General features: G+C 69.4%; 8 protein-coding genes and 4 pseudogenes. 4 read left to right on the forward strand and 8 right to left on the reverse strand.

Going from position 1 to position 17956, the window contains the following annotated elements:
* Positions 1 to 136 precede the first annotated feature (136 nt).
* Positions 137 to 3256: pseudogene (locus AB0I81_RS51415) on the reverse strand (Tn3 family transposase); the annotation flags it as partial.
* A 197-nt stretch (positions 3257 to 3453) separates the two neighbouring features.
* Between AB0I81_RS51415 and AB0I81_RS51420 the strand changes: the two are divergent.
* Positions 3454 to 5502: a recombinase family protein gene (locus tag AB0I81_RS51420; protein WP_360674815.1), complete on the forward strand. Its 2049-nt coding sequence runs from the start codon at positions 3454 to 3456 to the stop codon at positions 5500 to 5502.
* A gap of 217 nt (positions 5503 to 5719) precedes the next feature.
* Here AB0I81_RS51420 and AB0I81_RS51425 read toward each other — a convergent pair.
* The 6 genes and pseudogenes from AB0I81_RS51425 to AB0I81_RS51450 all read right to left on the reverse strand — a co-directional run.
* Positions 5720 to 5980, reverse strand: a pseudogene (locus tag AB0I81_RS51425) (transposase); the annotation flags it as partial.
* A 175-nt stretch (positions 5981 to 6155) separates the two neighbouring features.
* Positions 6156 to 6596: a nuclear transport factor 2 family protein gene (locus tag AB0I81_RS51430; protein WP_360674818.1), complete on the reverse strand. Its 441-nt coding sequence runs from the start codon at positions 6594 to 6596 to the stop codon at positions 6156 to 6158.
* Positions 6597 to 7012: 416 nt separating this feature from the next.
* Positions 7013 to 7099: pseudogene (locus tag AB0I81_RS51435) on the reverse strand (IS5/IS1182 family transposase); the annotation flags it as partial.
* A 466-nt stretch (positions 7100 to 7565) separates the two neighbouring features.
* A pseudogene (locus AB0I81_RS51440) lies at positions 7566 to 8039 on the reverse strand (Tn3 family transposase); the annotation flags it as partial.
* 183 nt (positions 8040 to 8222) lie between these two features.
* A complete protein-coding gene (locus AB0I81_RS51445; RefSeq protein WP_360674821.1) occupies positions 8223 to 8717 on the reverse strand; it encodes a hypothetical protein in 495 nt (164 codons plus the stop codon).
* Positions 8717 to 9001, reverse strand: coding sequence for a hypothetical protein (locus tag AB0I81_RS51450; RefSeq protein ID WP_360674824.1), 285 nt, complete (start codon positions 8999 to 9001; stop codon positions 8717 to 8719). The genes AB0I81_RS51445 and AB0I81_RS51450 overlap by 1 nt, the downstream gene beginning before the upstream one ends.
* Before the next feature lie 165 nt (positions 9002 to 9166).
* On the opposite strand from AB0I81_RS51450, the gene AB0I81_RS51455 reads away from it, so the two are divergent.
* From AB0I81_RS51455 to AB0I81_RS51465, 3 genes are all read left to right on the forward strand, one after another.
* A complete protein-coding gene (locus tag AB0I81_RS51455) occupies positions 9167 to 10414 on the forward strand; it encodes a serine hydrolase domain-containing protein (RefSeq protein WP_360675005.1) in 1248 nt (415 codons plus the stop codon).
* A 232-nt stretch (positions 10415 to 10646) separates the two neighbouring features.
* Positions 10647 to 10907, forward strand: coding sequence for a hypothetical protein (locus AB0I81_RS51460; RefSeq protein WP_360674827.1), 261 nt, complete (start codon positions 10647 to 10649; stop codon positions 10905 to 10907).
* Positions 10908 to 11048: 141 nt separating this feature from the next.
* Entirely contained in the window at positions 11049 to 17306 is a 6258-nt protein-coding gene (locus AB0I81_RS51465) for an RHS repeat-associated core domain-containing protein (RefSeq protein ID WP_360674830.1), read from the forward strand.
* A gap of 223 nt (positions 17307 to 17529) precedes the next feature.
* Here the strand turns inward: AB0I81_RS51465 and AB0I81_RS51470 are convergent, their stop codons facing one another.
* Positions 17530 to 17691 (reverse strand): hypothetical protein, encoded by a 162-nt coding sequence (locus AB0I81_RS51470; RefSeq protein ID WP_360674833.1) that lies wholly within the window; start codon positions 17689 to 17691, stop codon positions 17530 to 17532.
* Between the last annotated feature and the right edge of the window lie 265 nt (positions 17692 to 17956).

Here is a 17956-nt window from a genome sequence, read left to right on the forward strand (position 1 = left end):
CGTGGCCGGGTCCGGACGGTTCATCCCACGCTCGAGCAGCCTCCGATCGCTCCTCCATCACGACACTCGGCCCCCGGAAGCACACTGTCGAAACCCCCACTTCAGGCGCGATTTGGCGGCTCATCATCCATCGGCCTCACTCCTCCTCATCGGAGCCGGCGTTCGGATCACGCAGCTCGCGCAGCCCGCCGCTCAGCTCAGGGCGATTGAACGGGTAGAACCCGTGGAAGTTGATGTGCTCGAACAGCAGAGGTGATAGGCGGGCGCGGATCTCTGGCGTGACCTCGCCGCCCTTGATGCCCAGTTCGCCGGCCTCCAGGCGCTTCACGGCCGCGTCGATATACAGCGAATTCCACCAGACGATCGCATTGATCCCCAGCCCCAAAGCTCCTACCTGGTCCTCCATGCCGCGTTCATAGCCGCGCACCAACCGGCCCAGGTTGCCGAAGAACACCCGCCGGGCCATCGTGTGACGGGACTCGCCCACATTCAGCTGCGCCCCGATCATTCTGCGATAGTCCTCCACGTGCAGCACCTGCAGCAGGTGGAGCGACTTGAAGATGCGGCCGTAGTGGGCGAAGGCGTTGCCCAGGCCGGTCAGCCGGCCGTCGGCGGTCATCATCTTGATCAGGTCGTAGGCGCGGACCTGGTTGGTCGACAACGACCCGGCCACCCGCGCCATATCGTCCCAGTGCTGGACGATCGCGGGAATCGACACGCGGCGCAGCCCCAGGCTGTTGAAGTCGCCCCAGCCGTTGGTGGCGCGCGTCCCGGTGGTCAGGCCACCCTCCAGCATGGCCGTGTCGATCCACCACAGCTGGGTGTCGGAGATGTCGGCGTGCCGGGGCGCGAACTGATACCCGCACATGGCGAACATGCCGTACACCAGGTCGCTGTAGCTGCCCGTGTCGGTCACCACCACTTCGGGCTGTTCGGCGGCGTCCAGGCGGTGGATGGCGTCCAGGATGTACAGCGAGTCGCGCAGCGTGCCGGGAACCACCAGCCCGCCCAAGCCCATCACCTTGTCCGAGACGACGTTCAGCCAGGTGGCGCCCCTCGGCCTCTTTCCGACACCGAAATAGAGAGGGGACGGACGGGCATTTAACGACCGGACCGGGACGACGAACCGCATCCCGTCCGCTGACGCCACCAGCCCGCCGCCCCAGTCGGCGGTGATGTCGATCTCGGCCTGCTGCTCCACCAGCCGCCCGGACGCCGCGGCGATGCCCTCGCCGTGGAAGTAGCCCTTCTCCGCGCCGATCAGGCGGGCCGCGGTCAGCGCGGGAACCCCGGCCTTGATCACCGGGATCAGGCCGACGTTGCACGAGCGGGCCACCGTCAGCGCGGCCAGGGTGATGTCGAGATCGTCGCGGCGCACGTGCGAGCCGGTGATGTGGGTGAAGGTGTCGAACATGCCGGTGCGGGCGTGCACCTCCAGCAGCAGCTCGGGATAGTCGATGCGGGGCAGCATCGCGGCCACCTTGTCGTGCACAGTCGTGAACCCTTCCGGCTCCGGGGCCGCCTGCAGCCGGGCCAGGTGCAGCTTGCCGCCCTTGATGGACACCGCCGCGTTCGCCGGCAGCCCGGCGGCCACCTCCCGATAGGCGCCGTCCAGCAGCTCGGCCAGCTCATGCAGGTGCACGGCCGGATCGGCGTCCAGCCCGAGCGCGGTCAGCACCGCCGTCCGCTCGCGCACCCACAGCCGTTCCTCGATCAGCCGGGCCCGCGGGTTTCCCCACTTGTCGGCGCCGACCGCGTAGACGTCGCGCCGTCGCAGGGCCGCGTGCAGGGCCTCCAGGATGCAGAAGGTGTAAGCGGGCCTGTCGATCAAGGGCGGGTCCAGCTTCGGGTTGCCGAACACCAGGCGCCGCCAGGAGCCAGTCACCAGGTCCTCGAACCCCTTGATGTGCTCGCGGCCCGGCTTGCGCGCGGCCATCAGGCGGGGCAGCGCACGCAGCGCGGCCAGGATCGGCGAGCCCGCCGAGGTGCACCCCCACGGGATCACCGAGGCCAGCATGTCGACGAACGGTCGGACCGTGCCGAAGCGGTCGAGGAGTTCCACCCGCCATTCCAGATCGCCGTCGTCCTCGGTGCTGGGCAGCGGCAGCAGCTCCAGCACCGTCTCCACCGCGGCCGCCAACTGCTGCCGGGAGATCACCTGCTCGATGTGGTCGAGCACCTCCGGCACGGTGAGCACGTGCTGCTCGCCGTTCGGCCGGTCGCCATCGAGGCCGTCGCGCCTTCCTTCCTCTGCTGGACCGGACGGCGGCGTCTGGAGCAGGATCGTCCACGCGGTTGCCAGCCGGGATGCCGCCACCCGCAGCCGGGGCAGGTTGCGCAGCTTCTCCTTGTCGGCCGCCCGGCCGGCCCGGGCCAGCAGCACCGTCGACATCAGCAGGTCGAACAGCAGCAGCGCGTCATCGACCGCGCTGCCCTCCAACTGCCGCACCGTGGCCAGCAGGGTGGCCAGGCGGCGGTCCTTCTCCAACTGTTCGATCCGGAACGCCTTGGCCGTCATCCCGAAGCGGGCCAGCTCGGCCAGCTTCACCGGCGCCACCGCGGCGCAGTCCACCGCCCCGGTGCCCAGCCCCAGCACGTACGAAGCGCGATCCAGCGCCTGCTCCATCCCGGTGCCCGACAGCTTGGTCACCGCCGTACGCATCCACTCCAGAGTGGAGACCCTCTTACCTTCCGGCACCCGCAGGGTCGCCACCAGCTCGGCCCGCATCGGCGGCGGCGCGGCCTCGGCCAAGCTGTGGTTGATCGCCTCCAGCTCGGCCCGGCGCACCTCGGTGACCAGCCGCGACAAGGTGGTGATGCCCGGCAGCAGCACCCGATTGGTGATCAGCCACAGCACCGCCCGGTCGAACAGCTCCCGGCGCGAGTCCCGGCTCTTACGCACTCGCGAGGCGATGAACGTCGCCGCCTCCTCCTCGGCGGCCGAGAACTCGCGATAACCCAGCATGGTCCGGATCTTCGAGGCATGCTCGTACGGCGTCTGCGGGCGGTCGCCGTACAACTTCGCCACCGAGATGTCGGCGATCCCCAGCTGTTCGGCCACGTACTCGACCACCACCTGCGGCACGTCGGCCGGCCCGGAGTCGGTCAGGAACGTGCCGAGCATGCGCACCGTGCCCCACTGGATGGACCAGCCCAGGCGATTGTGCAAGCGCCGTTTGTCCCGCGCTTCCTTCAGCGCGGCGGCGTCCAGGAAGAAGAACTTCTCCAGCTCTTCCGGCGTCGGGTCCGCCACGAACCGGCCATACCGTCAACCTGTGCGGCGGACAGATACTCCTGTGCCACAAACCGTCACACTACGCGCATCCTAGATCACTATCAGTCGGTACGCCCAAATCGAGCCGGGCTCGCTCGGCGCTCTCCTGCCATGATCCCGATGCTCCCCATGACCCGTATGCCGACGCTCGGAGGCTTAGCGGGACTTCCCGGCCGGATATGACCAGGACCCCGGTCCAGTACGCGCTGGTGGATCGGGCGGTGGCGCTGGGCTGGGTCGCCGGCCGGGTCAAGGTGATCGACGCCGACCTGGGCATGTCGGGCGCCAGCGCACAGGGACGGCCGGGGTTCGCCGAATTGGTGAGCGAGGTCGGGCTCGGGCACGTGGGGATCGTGCTCGGGGCCGAGGTCTCCCGGCTGGCCCGCTCCGGACGAGACTGGTATCAGTTGATGGAGCTGTGCGCGTTGGCGGGCACGCTGCTCGGCGACAGCGACGGGATCTATGATCCCGCCCAGTACAACGACCGGCTGCTGCTCGGGCTGAAGGGCACCATGTCGGAGGCGGAACTCCACCTGATCAAACAGCGGATGGCGGCGGGACGGCTGGCCAAGGCTCAGCGGGGTGAGCTGTTCTTCTCGGTGCCGACCGGCTATGTGCTGCGCCCTTCTGGGGAGGTGGTCAAGGATCCCGACGAGCAGGTCCAGGCAGTGATCGCGCTCATCTTCGAGCTGTTCGACGAGCACGGCACGATCAACGCGGTGCTGGCCTACCTGGTCGAGCACCGGATCGAGCTCGGGATCCGCCTTCGGGAGGGACCCGATCAGGGCGAGCTGGCCTGGCGTCGCCCGAACCGGATGACGCTGACCAACATTCTGCACAACCCGATCTACGCCGGCATCTACGCCTACGGCCGCAGCGGTGTCGATCACCGGCGCAAGCTTCCCGGCCGGCCCTTCACCGGGCGCGTGACGGTGCCGAGGGAGCAGTGGGAGGTCGTCTTGCCGGGACGGCTGCCCGCCTACATCAGCCCCGAGCAGTATCAACGCAACCTGGAGCGGATGGCGGCCAACCGCGCCCGCTCGGAGTCGGTGGGCGCGGCCCGGGACGGCCGCGCCCTGCTGTCCGGTGTGATCCGGTGCGGTCGCTGCGGCCACCGGATGATCATCCAGTATCACCGGCGGGGCGACGACTCGCTGCACAACTACGTGTGCGTGCGTGAGTACGCCGATCGCGGCGGGCCGCGATGCCGGCAACTGGCGGGCCCGTGCGTGGATGCACATGTCGCCGGCCAGTTGCTGGACATGATCGCCCCGGCGGCGTTGGAGGTGTCGCTGCACGCCGCCGAACAGATCGAGGCCGACCGCGCCCGGTTGGAGAAGCTCTGGCGCCAGCGGCTGGAACGCGCCGCATACGCCGCCGACCGGGCTCGGCGCCAATACCATCTGGCCGAACCGGAGAACCGCCTGGTCGTGCGGCAGTTGGAACGCCAGTGGGAGCAGGCGCTGGCCGAACTGGAGAGCCTGCGTGAGGATCACGACCGGTTCCTGGCCAGCCGGCCACTGCTGCTGTCGGCCGCCGAGCGTGAGCAGATCCGCGAACTGGCCGCCGACCTTCCAGCGCTGTGGCATGCCGACACCACCTCCAATGCCGATCGCAAGCAACTCCTGCGCACCATCATCGAAGCCGTCACCGTGACTGTCCACGGCGAATCCGAGCAGGTCACCGCCCAGATCACCTGGGCGGGCGGACACACCACCACCGCAGACTTCGTCCGCCCGGTCGCCCGGCTGGAGCAACTCTCGTACTATCCACGTCTGGCTGAGCTGGTCCTGCAGCTCGACGACGCCGGCCTGACCAGCGCCCAGATCGCCGACCGGCTCAACGCCGAAGGCCTGCGCCCTCCCAAACGATTCGCCGTCTTCGGCGCCCAGGCCATTCGCGACCTGGTCCGCCGCCTGCGCACCACCACCGACCAGCCGGGCCGCACCTGGCCCAGGCGCCGCGCACCCGGACGCCATGCCTGGTGGTCGGCCGAACTCGCCCGCGAGCTGGCTATGCCCCCGGTCACCCTCTACAACTGGATCCGCCGCGGCTGGGTGACCGCTCACCAAGAACCCGGCACCAGACTCTGGATCGTCACAGCAGATGCCGCCGAGGTCGACCGGTTACGCGCTCTTCGCGCCCTGCCTCACGGCCACCACAGCCGCAGACGCTGGCAGCAACAGGATCCATCTCATCCCTCCAACCGGCCACCCACCGCCAGTTGAGGCCGTCGCCCTACGCCGCCGCCCTGTAGTTATCGGTGCATTGTGCTTGACAGATCTCGACGACGTTGCGGTCCTTGTAGGCGTGGGAGTCGAACGCGACCGGGCGGCCGCCTGCCGCGCCACGGCGCTTACGCCATTTCTGCTGGTCGGTCTTCTCCGGGATGACCGCCTTGATGCCCCGGCGACGCAGATGGGCGCGGATGGCCCGTAGCTCGTCCAGGATCCGGCGCCAGGTTCCGTCCGCTGACCAGCGGCGATGTCGCTCGTAGCAGGTTTTCCACGGCCCGAACCGCTCCGGCAGATCCCGCCACGGCACCCCTGTCCGAACCCGGCACAAGATGCCCGACACCACCCGCCGGTGATCGGCCCACTGACCACCACGACCACCAGAAGACGGCAACAGCGGCGCAAGCCGCTCCCACTCCGCATCAGTCAGCTCGAACCGCCGCGTCACCGACCAACCAACTACCGAACCGATAGATCAAGATCTATCGGACACGCCCTAGCGGCGGCCGCGTTCTCGCCGGCTGCGGGACCCGGCCGGTACCAAGCAGGACGTCACTGAAGGCGGCACCGCCGAGCCACTGACCTGTGAGACCAGGGTCAGTAGCTCGGCGGGCGGTTGGGCCCTGGACGCTCCGGCCAGTGCCGCGTCAGGGTTCCAGGTCGGCCACGCCCTTGCCGCTCGGCATGTCAATCGGTACGGAGACCTGGTCGTGTGCGATCAGCCAGGCATCGTCGATTTTGCGAAAGCCGTAGGTGGCCCGGACCCACATGCCGCTCGTCGCCGTTCCGTCGGCCAGCGTGCCGCTGAACCGGGCGAAACAGTGCCCGTAGGCGACATCGGCGCCCACGGTGAGCGTCAGGTCGCGGACCTCGTAAGACGGCTCTCGGAAGAGCGTGAAGGCGTGCGTCCAGTTCTTCAGCTTCGCCGCGATCCCCACGTGCTGCAGCGGCGGCTCGATGTCGAAGGACACGACGTCCGCTGCGTAGACCTGCTCCAGGGCCTTCAGATCCTTGCCCCGGATCCCTTCGACGAGCTTATCGACCTGCTGCCGGATCTTGGCTTCGTCGACCTCGTGCTGTGCGGGCATCAACACTCCTTCGATCAGTGAGGAGCCTCTGCTTTTCACCTTCTATGACGAAGTAGCCCTCTGAAGTGTGATGCCTCGCCAGAAGCCGTCTGGAACGCCATCGGCCCCTCGACCGCCCGTGTTCGCCGCTGGGGCGCGCTGCCCCCTCGTCCCGGTCGCTATCGCGCAGGCCGACGCGGCCACGCGCCGTGGCGCGGCAGGCGGTCGCCCGGTCGCGTTCGACCGCCCAAGTCCACAGCACCGAAACGTTGTCGAACGCTGCATCAGCAAGCTCAGCAGTTCCGGGCGGTCGCAATCCGCTACGGCAAAAAGCCTTCGTCAACCACGGCACCATCGATGTCGCCTCCATCAAGATCTGGCTCCGCGACCTCACCCAAGATCCACCGGACACGGCCTAGTCCTGTCTGGTCCCGGGTTCAGGTGCCGCGCCATGTGGGGGTGTTCTCGCCGGTGAGGCGGCGGGTCATGAGGTCGATCATGGCGATGTGGATCATGGCTTCGGAGCGGTCGGGCAGGGCTTCGGCCCCTGAGCAGCAACCAATCGGTCAGTGGCGGTAGCGGATCGACGTCGGCGGACCTACCGCCATCCAGCGCTCCGATGCTGGTCCCCGACTGGCGGAAATCCAACGTACATATAGGTCTGACTTGCGGGGTCCCGCGTTCAACAATCGTTTTGATCGTCTCCGCTACGGGAGACATGGAGAAACCAGGGGTCACTGTTCGCGCTGGGTACGACGCTGCGCTGAACGGTTGCAGTTCGCAGGCCGCGGGCGTGTCAGCGGGTTCCCCGCCGGCGAACCCGCTCAGACGCCTGAGTGGTCGAACTCCGGCGACAACCGCGCGCGCAGGAGCCGCACACCGTCCACAGCGGCGGCCTGGATCGTGGCGTGCCCGGTGACGGCGAAAAAGGTCCCGCCGGCGTATCCGACCGTGACCGCTTCCTCTTCCCTGCTGCCGGAGCTCGTAGGCGCGGACGGTGCCGGTGTAGATCGAGGCGACCACGCGCAGGATATCCGGCCACATCCGCCGCATCTTGCGCAGGTCGATCCTGCCCCGGGCGAAGGTGTTCAGCGGGCCGTAGTCGGCGCCGGGGTCGATGCGCCAGCCCTTCTGGTCGGGCAGGTCCGCCAGCGCGGGCCGGTAGGAGATGTTCAGCAGTTCCAGCAGGCCGAAGGTCAGGTCGCTGTAGGAGCCGGTGTCGGAAACGACGATCTCCGGCAGCTCCCCGCCGTCAAGTCCGAAGATGACGTCGACCATGTGCAGGGAGTCGCGGACCGTGCCGGACACGATCTTCGCGCCTCGCCCGATTCCTTGATCATTTATCGCGTTGAGCCAGGTCATGCCGCACTTGGAGCCGAAGAACTTGCGGTTGGGGCGGGCGAAGGCCGCCGGGACCGGGACCACGAACCGCATGCCGTCGACCGCGGCGACCAGCTTCGTCATCGGTCAGGAACTCCACCACCGGCATACGCCGCAAACTATGGCCAGCTCTCCCACAGCGAACCGAAAGTAGCCGAACACTTACTCAATCCACCGTCATGCTGCTGCCCACCCACATTGGGCCGCTGGATGGCGGTAGGTCCGCTGACATCGGCCCACTATCGCCACTGACCGATTGGTTGCTGCTCAGGGGCCCATTCGCCGATAGTCGGCCTGGGTATGCCACCCGTGACGGCGCAGGTCGAGCATGCCCGGTCCCAGCCGCAGACCGCATTGCCGAGCGGTGTCGGCCAAGGTCCGTCCAGCCGGGCCGATGCCCCGGCTCAGCAGGAGTCCATCGCTGTCGAGGCCGTCGGCGACGGCGAAAACGCGCGCGGCGGCAATCAGATCCCTGCCCCAGACCGGGACGGGATAGTCGGCCCTGAACGGCGGGTGGCTGCTGAGCGTGGCGGCATCCGGCGCAACGTTGGACAACAACGTCCAGCCAAGCAGGCCGGGCGACATGCCCGTCACCAGGAACGCCGTCAACGCGCCGGCCTGCACCGGGGCGACGACGCGGCTGCGGATGCCGAACACGCACATGAGGTGGACGGGGTCGGCGGTGTGCCTGGCCTCGTCGAGGATGCGGTCCTGCCGGAGTTTGGAGGCGCTGAGCCTGTGGGGCTTGAAGACGTCGTTCATCACCGAGGGTGTGGCGGGCCAGGGCCCGCCGGACGATCAGCGTCCCGGCCTGCGGGCCAGCCTGGCCGACGATCGGCTGCGGGAGGCGACGGCCCGGCTGGTCGCCGGGCGGCCGGCGAACGCGGGTGGAAGGCGAACGCGGGGTGGAAGGCGACGTCGGCGTAGCCCTCCTTGGCGGAGCCGAATCCGTGCAGGAAGACGACGGGGTCGCCGTCACCGTCGCGGCGGATCGCCTCGACGCCGACGTCCACGCCGCCGATCCGCAATTCCAGGCGCACGGTCATGGCATCGATTCCTTGGGGACCGACTTCGACTATCAGACCAGACCCGGCCGCCGACGGCCCCGAGCCCGCCGCCGGGTGGCTGGGGGTAAAGGGGCGGGCCTAATACCCGTAGGATGCGTGACCTAATCTGTAACGAATGTGACTTGGGAGCTTGACGTGACGCAGATGCTCTCCCGCAGGAATCTTCTCAGAGCGGGCGCGATGGGGATCCCCGCCGCGGCCCTGGGCACCGCGCTGCCCGCGCGGGCGGCCGCGCGTCCCCTGCCGGCGGTGGAGACCTCGGGCATCGCGCCCGCCTCCCTGGCCGGGTTCGACACCGTGGTCAAGAACTTCGTGAAGGCGCGCAAGATCACCGCCGCGCAGCTCGCCATCATGAAGAACGGCAAGATCGTGCTCGCCCGCGGCTACCGCTACAACGACTACTCCCGGGCACTGCCCACGGTGTCGCCGACGTCGCTGTTCCGGATCGCCAGCCTGAGCAAGAACATCACCTCGGCCGGGATCATGCGCCTGGTGCAGGACGGCAAGCTGAGCCTGTCGGCCAAGGTCACCCAGCTGCTGGGACTCACCCCGGCCGACGCCCGCATGGAGCAGGTCACCGTCCTGCGCCTCATGCAGCACCTCGGCGGCTGGGACTCGACCGTCTCGAAGGACCTGCTCTGGCTGGACCACACCATCTCGGCCTCGCTCGACGTGCCGCTGCCGATCAGCCACGCCGACATCATGCGGTACGCGACCGCCCGCAAGCTCGACTTCGACCCGGGCACGAAGATGGTCTACAACAACTACGGCTACCTGCTGCTCGGCCGGATCATCGAGAAGGTCTCCGGCATGTCGTACGAGTCGTACGTCAAAACCAAGCTGCTCCAGCCGCTCGGCATCACCCGGATGCGGCTCGGCGGGAGCCTCAGGAGCGAGGCCGCTCCGGGCGAGATCGCCTACGAGTCGCAGTACACGAACAAGTCCGTGGTGGACACCTCCGGTACCACCGTCCCGTACCCGTACGGCGGCTTCAACATGCCCAACCAGGACGCCAACGGCGGCTGGCTCGCCTCCGGCGTGGACCTGGTCCGCTGGACCCTCGCCCTCGACAAGCCCGGCACGGTGCTGAGCAGCGCCTCCATCGCCAAGCTGATCGCCAAGCCGGAGATCGGCATCAACGAGTACGGCTCCTGGTACGGCGGCGGCTGGTGGGTCCGCCAGGTCACCGGCCACGTCAACACCTGGCACAACGGTTCGATGCCGGGCACGTTCACGTATCTCGCCCGGCTGCAGAACGGGTTCAGCTACGCGGTGCTGTTCAACCGGCGCGAGGAGACGGGCTCGCTCGACTACGACACGATCGACGACGACATGAACAAGGTCAAGGTGTCCTCCTGGCCCACGACGGACCTGACCTCGAGGTACTTCTGACGCCCGGCGCCGCCCGCGCCCGTCGTCTTGGCGGCGCGGCGGCGCCGGTCCTGAAACGTTTTCTGCGCTAAATGATCAGAACGAGAAATTCGCGGTAGGCGACGGCGACAATCCGATCATCAAACGATGATCGAGGAGGCGCCGGACGTCCCTGGTCCGAGCGTCACCCCGCTCGGCATGGGCGAGGCGCGTAATGCGGGTAGTGCATGGACTGTTCGCGACGAGGTTGGCGATGACCACTTCGGCGGCCCCGCACCCGGTGGCCGCCGGCCAGACGCCGATCGGCGTCTCCACCCTTGAACCCGCCCGCCGGCGGAGAAGACACAGCAGGGCGAGCCCGGCCGGCCGATCGAGGCCCTGGTCCCCGGGGACCCCGCCCTCCGCCCGCGCCCTTCTCGGTGCGCCGGAGCGGACCCTCTCGCCGGTCCACCTCATCAGCGACCACGTGACCGCGTGGCACGCCACCGGCCCCCTACGCCTGGGCCGGACCTGAGACCGCGGGCGTCTTCACCGGCCTCTGGCCGGGACGGTGGACGACGTCCGTGCTTGTGGCGGCGGGCCGAGCGCGGAGAACCTCGCTCAGCCCGCCGCCCCGGTAAGACGCTCCGTACCGCACCCCTCTCGGAGAGGTTTCATGGATCTGCCGGACGAATTAGAGCTGCCCGAATCCCGCTGGAATCAGGCCCCACCCCCCATCGAACCCGACATTCCCGACACTTCGTGGAATCGTTCCTGGCAACCCAGACCCGAGTCCCCCTGGCCCCGCAGGATCGCGTTCACCCTCTCGTTCCTGCTGGTCGTTCCCCTCGTCCAGGCCATGCCCGCATCGGCGGCGCTCCGCCCCGCGCCGGCCACCCAGAAGGAGACACCGGTCAACGGCACGGGCGTGCCGGTCCAGCCACCGTCGGCCGACCCCGTACAGAAGCAGGTGTGGAAGGCGCCGCCGGGCGTCAGCTGGCCCCGGCCGCAGAAGGCCGAGCTGGGCGGCGCCACGGCCAGGACCATGGCGGCGGGCTTCCCCGTGCGGCTCGCCCCGGCGGCGAATGAGGCCAGGACGGCCGCCGCGGCGGAGCCGGTGAGCGTCGAGCTGCTCGACACCGACCGGCTGGGCCTGGCGCTGCGGGTGTCGCCCGGCCAGGGCGTCGCCGCCACGGCCCGGGCGACCCCCCGCAAGACGCGCGTGGAGATCGACTACTCCGGCTTCCGGTACGCCTACGGCGGCGACTACGGCTCCCGCCTGCACCTGGTGAAGCTGGAGGAGTGCGCCCTCGACGCCAACGCCACCGGCTGCGCCGCACCGCAGCCGGTGAAGAGCGAGAACAACGCCAAGAACGGCACGGTGACCGCCGAGGTGGAGACCGGTGCCGTCTACGCGCTGACCGCCGCCGCCTCCGGCTCGTCGGGCGACCACTCGGCCACGCCGCTGGCCCCCTCATCCAGTTGGAGCGTCGGCACCCAGACCGGCGACTTCAGCTGGACCTATGAGATGCGCACGCCGCCCGCGCTGGGCGGCGAGGAGCCGGACCTCACCCTCGGCTACTCCTCGCAGAGCGTGGACGGCCGCACCTCCGCCACCAACAACCAGGCGGCCTGGACCGGTGAGGGCTTCGACCTCGACCCCGGCGGCTTCATCGAGCGCCGCTACAAGTCCTGCTCGATCGACGGCAAGAAGACCGGCGACCTGTGCTGGGACCAGGACAACGCCGCCCTGTCCCTGGGCGGCTCCTCGATCGAGCTGATCAAGGACGCCACCACCAAGCAGTGGCGGCCCAAGCGCGACGACGGCACCCGGATCGAGTACCTCACCGGCGCCACCAACGGCGACAACAACGGCGAGTACTGGCGGGTCACCACCGCCGACGGCACCCAGTACACCTTCGGCCTGAACCGGCTGCCCGGCTGGGCGAGCGGCAAGGCCGAGACCAAGTCGGTGCAGACGGTGCCGGTGTTCGGCAACAACAGCGGCGAGCCCTGCCACAGCAGCACGGCCGCCAACGCCTGGTGCCAGCAGGCCTACCGGTGGAACCTCGACTACGAGGTGGACCCGCACGGCAACGCGACCACGTACTGGTACGAGCGCGAGACGAACTACTACGGCCGCAACTCCAAGCCCGAACTGGGCACCTCCTACGTCCGCGCCGCCTACCTGGCCCGGGTCGACTACGGCTACCTGTCGACCGAGCTGTTCACCAAGGCCCCGGCGTCGCGGGTGCTGTTCGAGGTGGCCGAGCGCTGCCTGCCCGGCGGCACCGTGACCTGCGCCGCCGACCAGCTCAAGAAGGAGACCGCGAGCCACTGGCCGGACGTCCCGTTCGACCGGATCTGCGACTCCGGCGTCAAGTGCACCGACCGCACGACCCCGACGTTCTTCAGCCGCAAGCGGCTGACGAAGGTCACCACGCAGGTCCGCAACGCCGCCGGCCAGTACTACGCGGTGGACTCGTGGGCGCTGACGCACCAGTTCCCGGCCACGGGTGACGGCCTGAGCCCGTCGCTGTGGCTGGCCTCGGTGCAGCAGACCGGCCACGTGGGCGGCACGATCACGCTGCCGAAGACCACGTTCAAGGGCGTGCAACTGCCCAACCGGGTGGACGCGACCGAGGGCCGCGCCCCGCTGGTCAAGTGGCGCGTCCAGGCGGTGGACAACGGGACCGGCGGCGAGCTGCGGGTCGAGTACGCCCCCGCCGAGTGCAAGCCCGGCGCACTGCCCGCCGCCGACAAGAACACCAAGCGCTGCTTCCCGCAGCGCTGGTCACCGCCCAACGAGACGGAGGTCACCGACTGGTTCCACAAGTACGTCGTGGCCCAGACGGTGGAGACCGACCGCGTCGCCGCCTCGGCCGGCGTGACCACCAACTACGAGTACCTGGACGGCGCCGCCTGGCGCTACGCGGAGAACAACCTGGTCAAGGCCGAGCACCGCACGTGGTCGGACTTCCGCGGCTTCGGCCGGGTCCGCGTCCGCGAGGGCGACGGCCAGGACACCAAGCGCACGCTGACGGAGTTCCGCTACTTCCGCGGCATGCACGGCGACAAGCAGGCCGACGGCTCCAAGCGCACGGCGCAGGTCGAGGACTCCGAGGGCGTCAAGCTGGACGACCTCGACCAGTACTCGGGCTTCGAGCGTGAGGAGATCATGTACGACGGCGACGGCGGCGCCGTGCTCAAGGCGGTCCTTGAGCAGCCGTGGTCGGTGAAGACCGCCGAGTCCACCCAGGGCGGCATCACCAAGGCAGCGCACATCGTCGAGGCCCAGTCCATGGTCACCCGCACCGCCATCGCGGGCGGCAAGTGGCGGCGTACCGGCGAGGAGCGCTCGTACGACGCCAAGGGCCTGCTCACCCAGGTCGACGAGAAGGGCGACCTGGCCACGTCCGCCGACGACGAGTGCGTCCGCTACACCTACGCCCGCAACGACACGACCTGGATGCTCGACTACACCAGCCGCATCCAGAAGGTCGCCGCCGGCTGCGGCACCGCCGTCTCCACGCTCGCCGCCGGCGAGACCATCTCCGACGAGCGGGTCCAGTACGACGGCAAGGCGCACGGCCAGGCGCCGAGCAAGGGCGACGTGACCGCCGTCCAGCAGCTCGTCTCCGAGGACGGCACGACGATCACGGAGAGGACGCACACCTACGACGCCTACGGCCGCGAGACCAGCGAGACCGGCTCGGACGGCGTCAAGGCCACGACCACCTACGCCCCGGCCACGGGCGCCCTGCCCACCGAGCTGACCGAGACGAACCACCTCGGCCACGTCGAGCGCACGAAGGTCGAGCCGGCCTGGGGCGAGCCCGTCACCGAGATCGACACCAACGACCGGCGCACCGACATGGAGTACGACGCGCTCGGCCGCCTCGTCAAGGTGTGGCAGCCCGACCGCAGCAAGGACGCCGACCAGTCCCCCAGCACCGAGTTCTCGTACCTGATCCGCGCGGACGGCCCGAGCGTCGTCACCACGAAGACGCTGCGCGGCGACGGCGGCTACGCCGTCAGCCACGAGCTGTACGACGGCCTGATGCGCGAGCGCCAGACCCAGGAGCCGGCGCCCAGGGACGACCAGACCGCGGATCCCGCCCTGCGCGACGGCCGCACGATCACCGACACCTTCTACAACTCCCACGGCGAGCCGTACAAGGCCAACACCGGCTACTTCGCCACCGGCACCCCCGCCACCGACCTGCTCGCCGTCGCCGACACCGACGTGCCCACCCAGGTCGTGTCCACCTTCGACGGCACCGGGGACGTCGACGCCCAGATCCTCAAGGCGAAGGGCACGGAGAAGTACCGGGTCACCATCAAGCAGGAGGGCGACCGGGTCCACACGACGCCGCCGCCGGGCGGTGTCGCGACCACCCGGATCGGCGACGCCGAGGACCGCCTGATCGAGCTGCGCCAGTACAAGGGCTCGACCCCGACCGGCGCGTACGAGTCCACCAAGTACACCTACGACCACGCCGGACGCCTGGCCACGGTGACCGACGTGGCCGGCAACGTGTGGCGGCACCACTACGACCTGCGCGGACGGGAGGTCAAGACCGAGGACCCGGACAAGGGCGTCACGACGATGACGTACAACGACTCCGACGAGGTCGTGACCACCACCGACGCCCGCGGCAAGACGCTGTGGTACGGCTACGACACGCTGGGCCGCACGACCGAGCTGCGGGAAGGCTCCGCGAGCGGGCCGCTGCTGGCCGAGTGGAAGTACGACGCGCTGGCCAAGGGGCACCTGAACGCGGCCATCCGGTACGCGGGCGGGCAGGCGTACAAGGCCGAGATCACCGCGATCGACGCCGACTACCGTCCGCTGCGCGAGAGCGTCACCATCCCGGCGCGGGAGGGCAAGCTGGCGGGCACCTACCAGCTCAACACCCGCTACACGCTGGATGACCAGGTGCAGTCGGTCAGCTTCCCGGCCGGCGGCGGCCTGCCGGAGGAGTCGGTCGTCTACAGCTACGACGAGCTGGGCCAGCCGGTCAAGGTGACCGGCCTGTCCACGTACGTGGGCGCGGCCCGTTACTCCAAGCTGGGCGAGACGCTCCAGTACGAGCTGGGCGAGGCGGGCAAGAAGACCTGGCTCACCTACACCCACGACGAGTCCACCCGCCGGCTGAGCAGCATGCGGCTGGACAGGGAGGGCGCGGCCAAGACCGATCTGGACATCAACTACACCTACGACGCGGCCGGCAACGTCACCAAGGTCGCCGACAAGGCGAGCGGCCAGGACACGCAGTGTTTCGCCTATGACGGCCTGCGCCGGCTGGCCTCGGCGTGGACGGCCACCGACGACTGCGCCGGCGGCAAGCCGGAGTCCGGCAAGATCGGCGGCGTGGCCCCGTACGCGGTCAGCTACGCCTACGACTCCGTCGGCAACCGGACCAAGGAGACCAAGCACGCCTGGGGCGGCACCGGCGAGACCGTCCGCGACTACACCTACCCCGCGCCGGGCGGCAAGCAGCCGCACGCGCTGACGAGCGCGGGCGCGGACGTCTTCGCCTACGACGAGGCCGGCAACACCATCAGGCGCAAGGTCGGCACCGCCGACCAGAGCCTGGTCTGGAACTCCGAGGGCAACCTGGAGTCGGTGACGGCGGCGGGCAAGACCACCTCGTTCGTGTACGACGCCGACGGCGAGCGGCTGATCCGCAAGACGCCGACCGACGCGACGCTCTACATCGACGACATGGAGCTGCGCTTCGACTTCGCCAAGGACGCCGTCGAGCAGACCCGCTACTACACCATCAACGACCAGCCCGTCGCGGTGCGCACGCCGGACGACCAGGTCTACTTCATGGCCTCCGACCACCAGGGCACCGCGCAGGCGGTGGTCAACGGCGGCAACGGCGAGCTGGCCGTACGGCGGCAGACCCCGTTCGGCCAGGACCGGGGCGCGCCACCACCGTGGTGGCCCGGCCAGCGGGGATTCGTCGGCGGCACCAAGGACGACTCGATCGGGCTCGTGCACCTCGGCGCCCGCGAGTACGACCCCGTGCACGGCCGGTTCCTGTCGGTGGACCCGCTCATCGACGACACCGATCCGCAGCAGCTCAACGGCTACTCCTACGCCAACAACAGCCCCGTCACCATGAGTGACCCCGACGGGCAGTGGGTCTGGGTGCCGGTCGTCATCGTCGGCGCCCGCTACTTCGCCAAGAAGGCTTTGCAGCGCAGGCTGCGGCAGGAGGCCATCCGCCGGGCCAGGGAGGCGGCCAGGAAGAGGGCTCTGGAAGAGGCCAAGAAACGCGCACGAGAGGAGGCCAAGAAGCGCGCCAGGGAGGCCGCGAAGAAGCGGGCCCAGCAGGAGGCCAAGAAGAAGGCCCTGGCGGCGGCCAGGAAGAAGGCGAGAGAGGCCGCCAGGAAGGCCCGTGAGGCCGTGGCCAAGCGGCGGGCCGCGGCGCGCGCCAAGCGGGAGGCGGCCAAGAAGGCCCGTGAGGCGGCGCACCTGCGGCGCAAGGCGCTCAACGCCCGGGCGCGCAACCACCGTCAGGGCCGGCTCCCCGCCGGGATCCGGCACGCGCGCTCGCAGCCGGCCCGCCGGCCGACCAGCCGCCGAGCGGCGCAGCGGCCGGCGCCGTCCAGGGCGACCAGGCAGCCGGCCCGGCCACGGCCGAGCCAGGTCTACCGGAACGACGGCAGCGCCCAGCCGACGCAGTCCTACACCGTCTACGGCAACGGGCGCATGTACCCGCAGGGCAGGCCGCCGTCGAACCTCGGGCGCGGCGGTAGCGGCCAGGGCGAGAAGCGGCTCTTCAAGCCGGACGAGATCAGCATGGAGGTGAACACGAGGCGGGGAGCGGTCGCTCATCTGGGGATGCGCGGCGGGAAGCTCGGCGACGACGTCGCCGACTTCCTCGACGCGGTCCTTCGCGGACTGGGCGGCATGGGCTGATCCTGCTTCTCTCGATGAACGATCACCGGCGCGGGGCCTTCGAGGCTTCGCGCCGGTGGCGTCCCCCGCGGCCGGGCGGGCCGAGCGGCTACGCCAAGCGCCGGCCGCCGAACAACAGCAGCGCGAAGAGGCCGTCACCGCCGCCGCAGTGGCGCAAGCCTTGCTGAACCCGCCAAGACAGTGCTGAACAGCCTGGCTCGGCCGCCTCGTCCGACGACGATGTTCAACCGACGAACGATGGACCGCAGCCACGTGCGGTCTGTGCCGTGGCCTTCCTGTCGTGGACCTCGATCGCCATCTCGTGTACCCGCCTCGCCACCTCCAGCGCGTCGGCGGCGTTCCCGCGCTGGAGGTGCAACTGGCTCAGCTCGTCCAAGGTGGACAAACTCGCCTCGTAGGTTCGCCCCCTTCCGGTAGGCCGCGAGCACTTCGGTGAGCAGCGCGGAGGCGCGTGCCTCCGCACAGCAACTGGCGCAGGTCGGCCAGAATTGCGCGACCTGTCCGGAATTCCGTTAAGAGGCTGACCCTTTCTCCCGCGCCGTTTGTGACCATACCCACCACCTCCCGTGGAATTATTGCGGTTGTTGCGCCATTGATGCGCAGCTCAGAAGGGTGGCGGCGGTGCTCGGCCGGTCCGAGCATGGGGGTGC

Source organism: Nonomuraea sp. NPDC050404 (assembly GCF_040655495.1).
GTDB lineage: Bacteria > Actinomycetota > Actinomycetes > Streptosporangiales > Streptosporangiaceae > Nonomuraea.

Bases quoted from the DNA above. Each gene is read 5' to 3' on its own strand.
- AB0I81_RS51430 (WP_360674818.1), bottom strand. From the start codon at position 6,596: ATGCCCGCACAGCACGAGGTCGACGAAGCCAAGATCCGGCAGCAGGTC.
- AB0I81_RS51450 (WP_360674824.1), bottom strand. From the start codon at position 9,001: ATGACCGTGCGCCTGGAATTGCGGATCGGCGGCGTGGACGTCGGCGTC.
- AB0I81_RS51460 (WP_360674827.1), top strand. From the start codon at position 10,647: ATGACCACTTCGGCGGCCCCGCACCCGGTGGCCGCCGGCCAGACGCCG.
- AB0I81_RS51420 (WP_360674815.1), top strand. From the start codon at position 3,454: ATGACCAGGACCCCGGTCCAGTACGCGCTGGTGGATCGGGCGGTGGCG.
- AB0I81_RS51465 (WP_360674830.1), top strand. From the start codon at position 11,049: ATGGATCTGCCGGACGAATTAGAGCTGCCCGAATCCCGCTGGAATCAG.
- AB0I81_RS51445 (WP_360674821.1), bottom strand. From the start codon at position 8,717: ATGAACGACGTCTTCAAGCCCCACAGGCTCAGCGCCTCCAAACTCCGG.
- AB0I81_RS51455 (WP_360675005.1), top strand. From the start codon at position 9,167: ATGCTCTCCCGCAGGAATCTTCTCAGAGCGGGCGCGATGGGGATCCCC.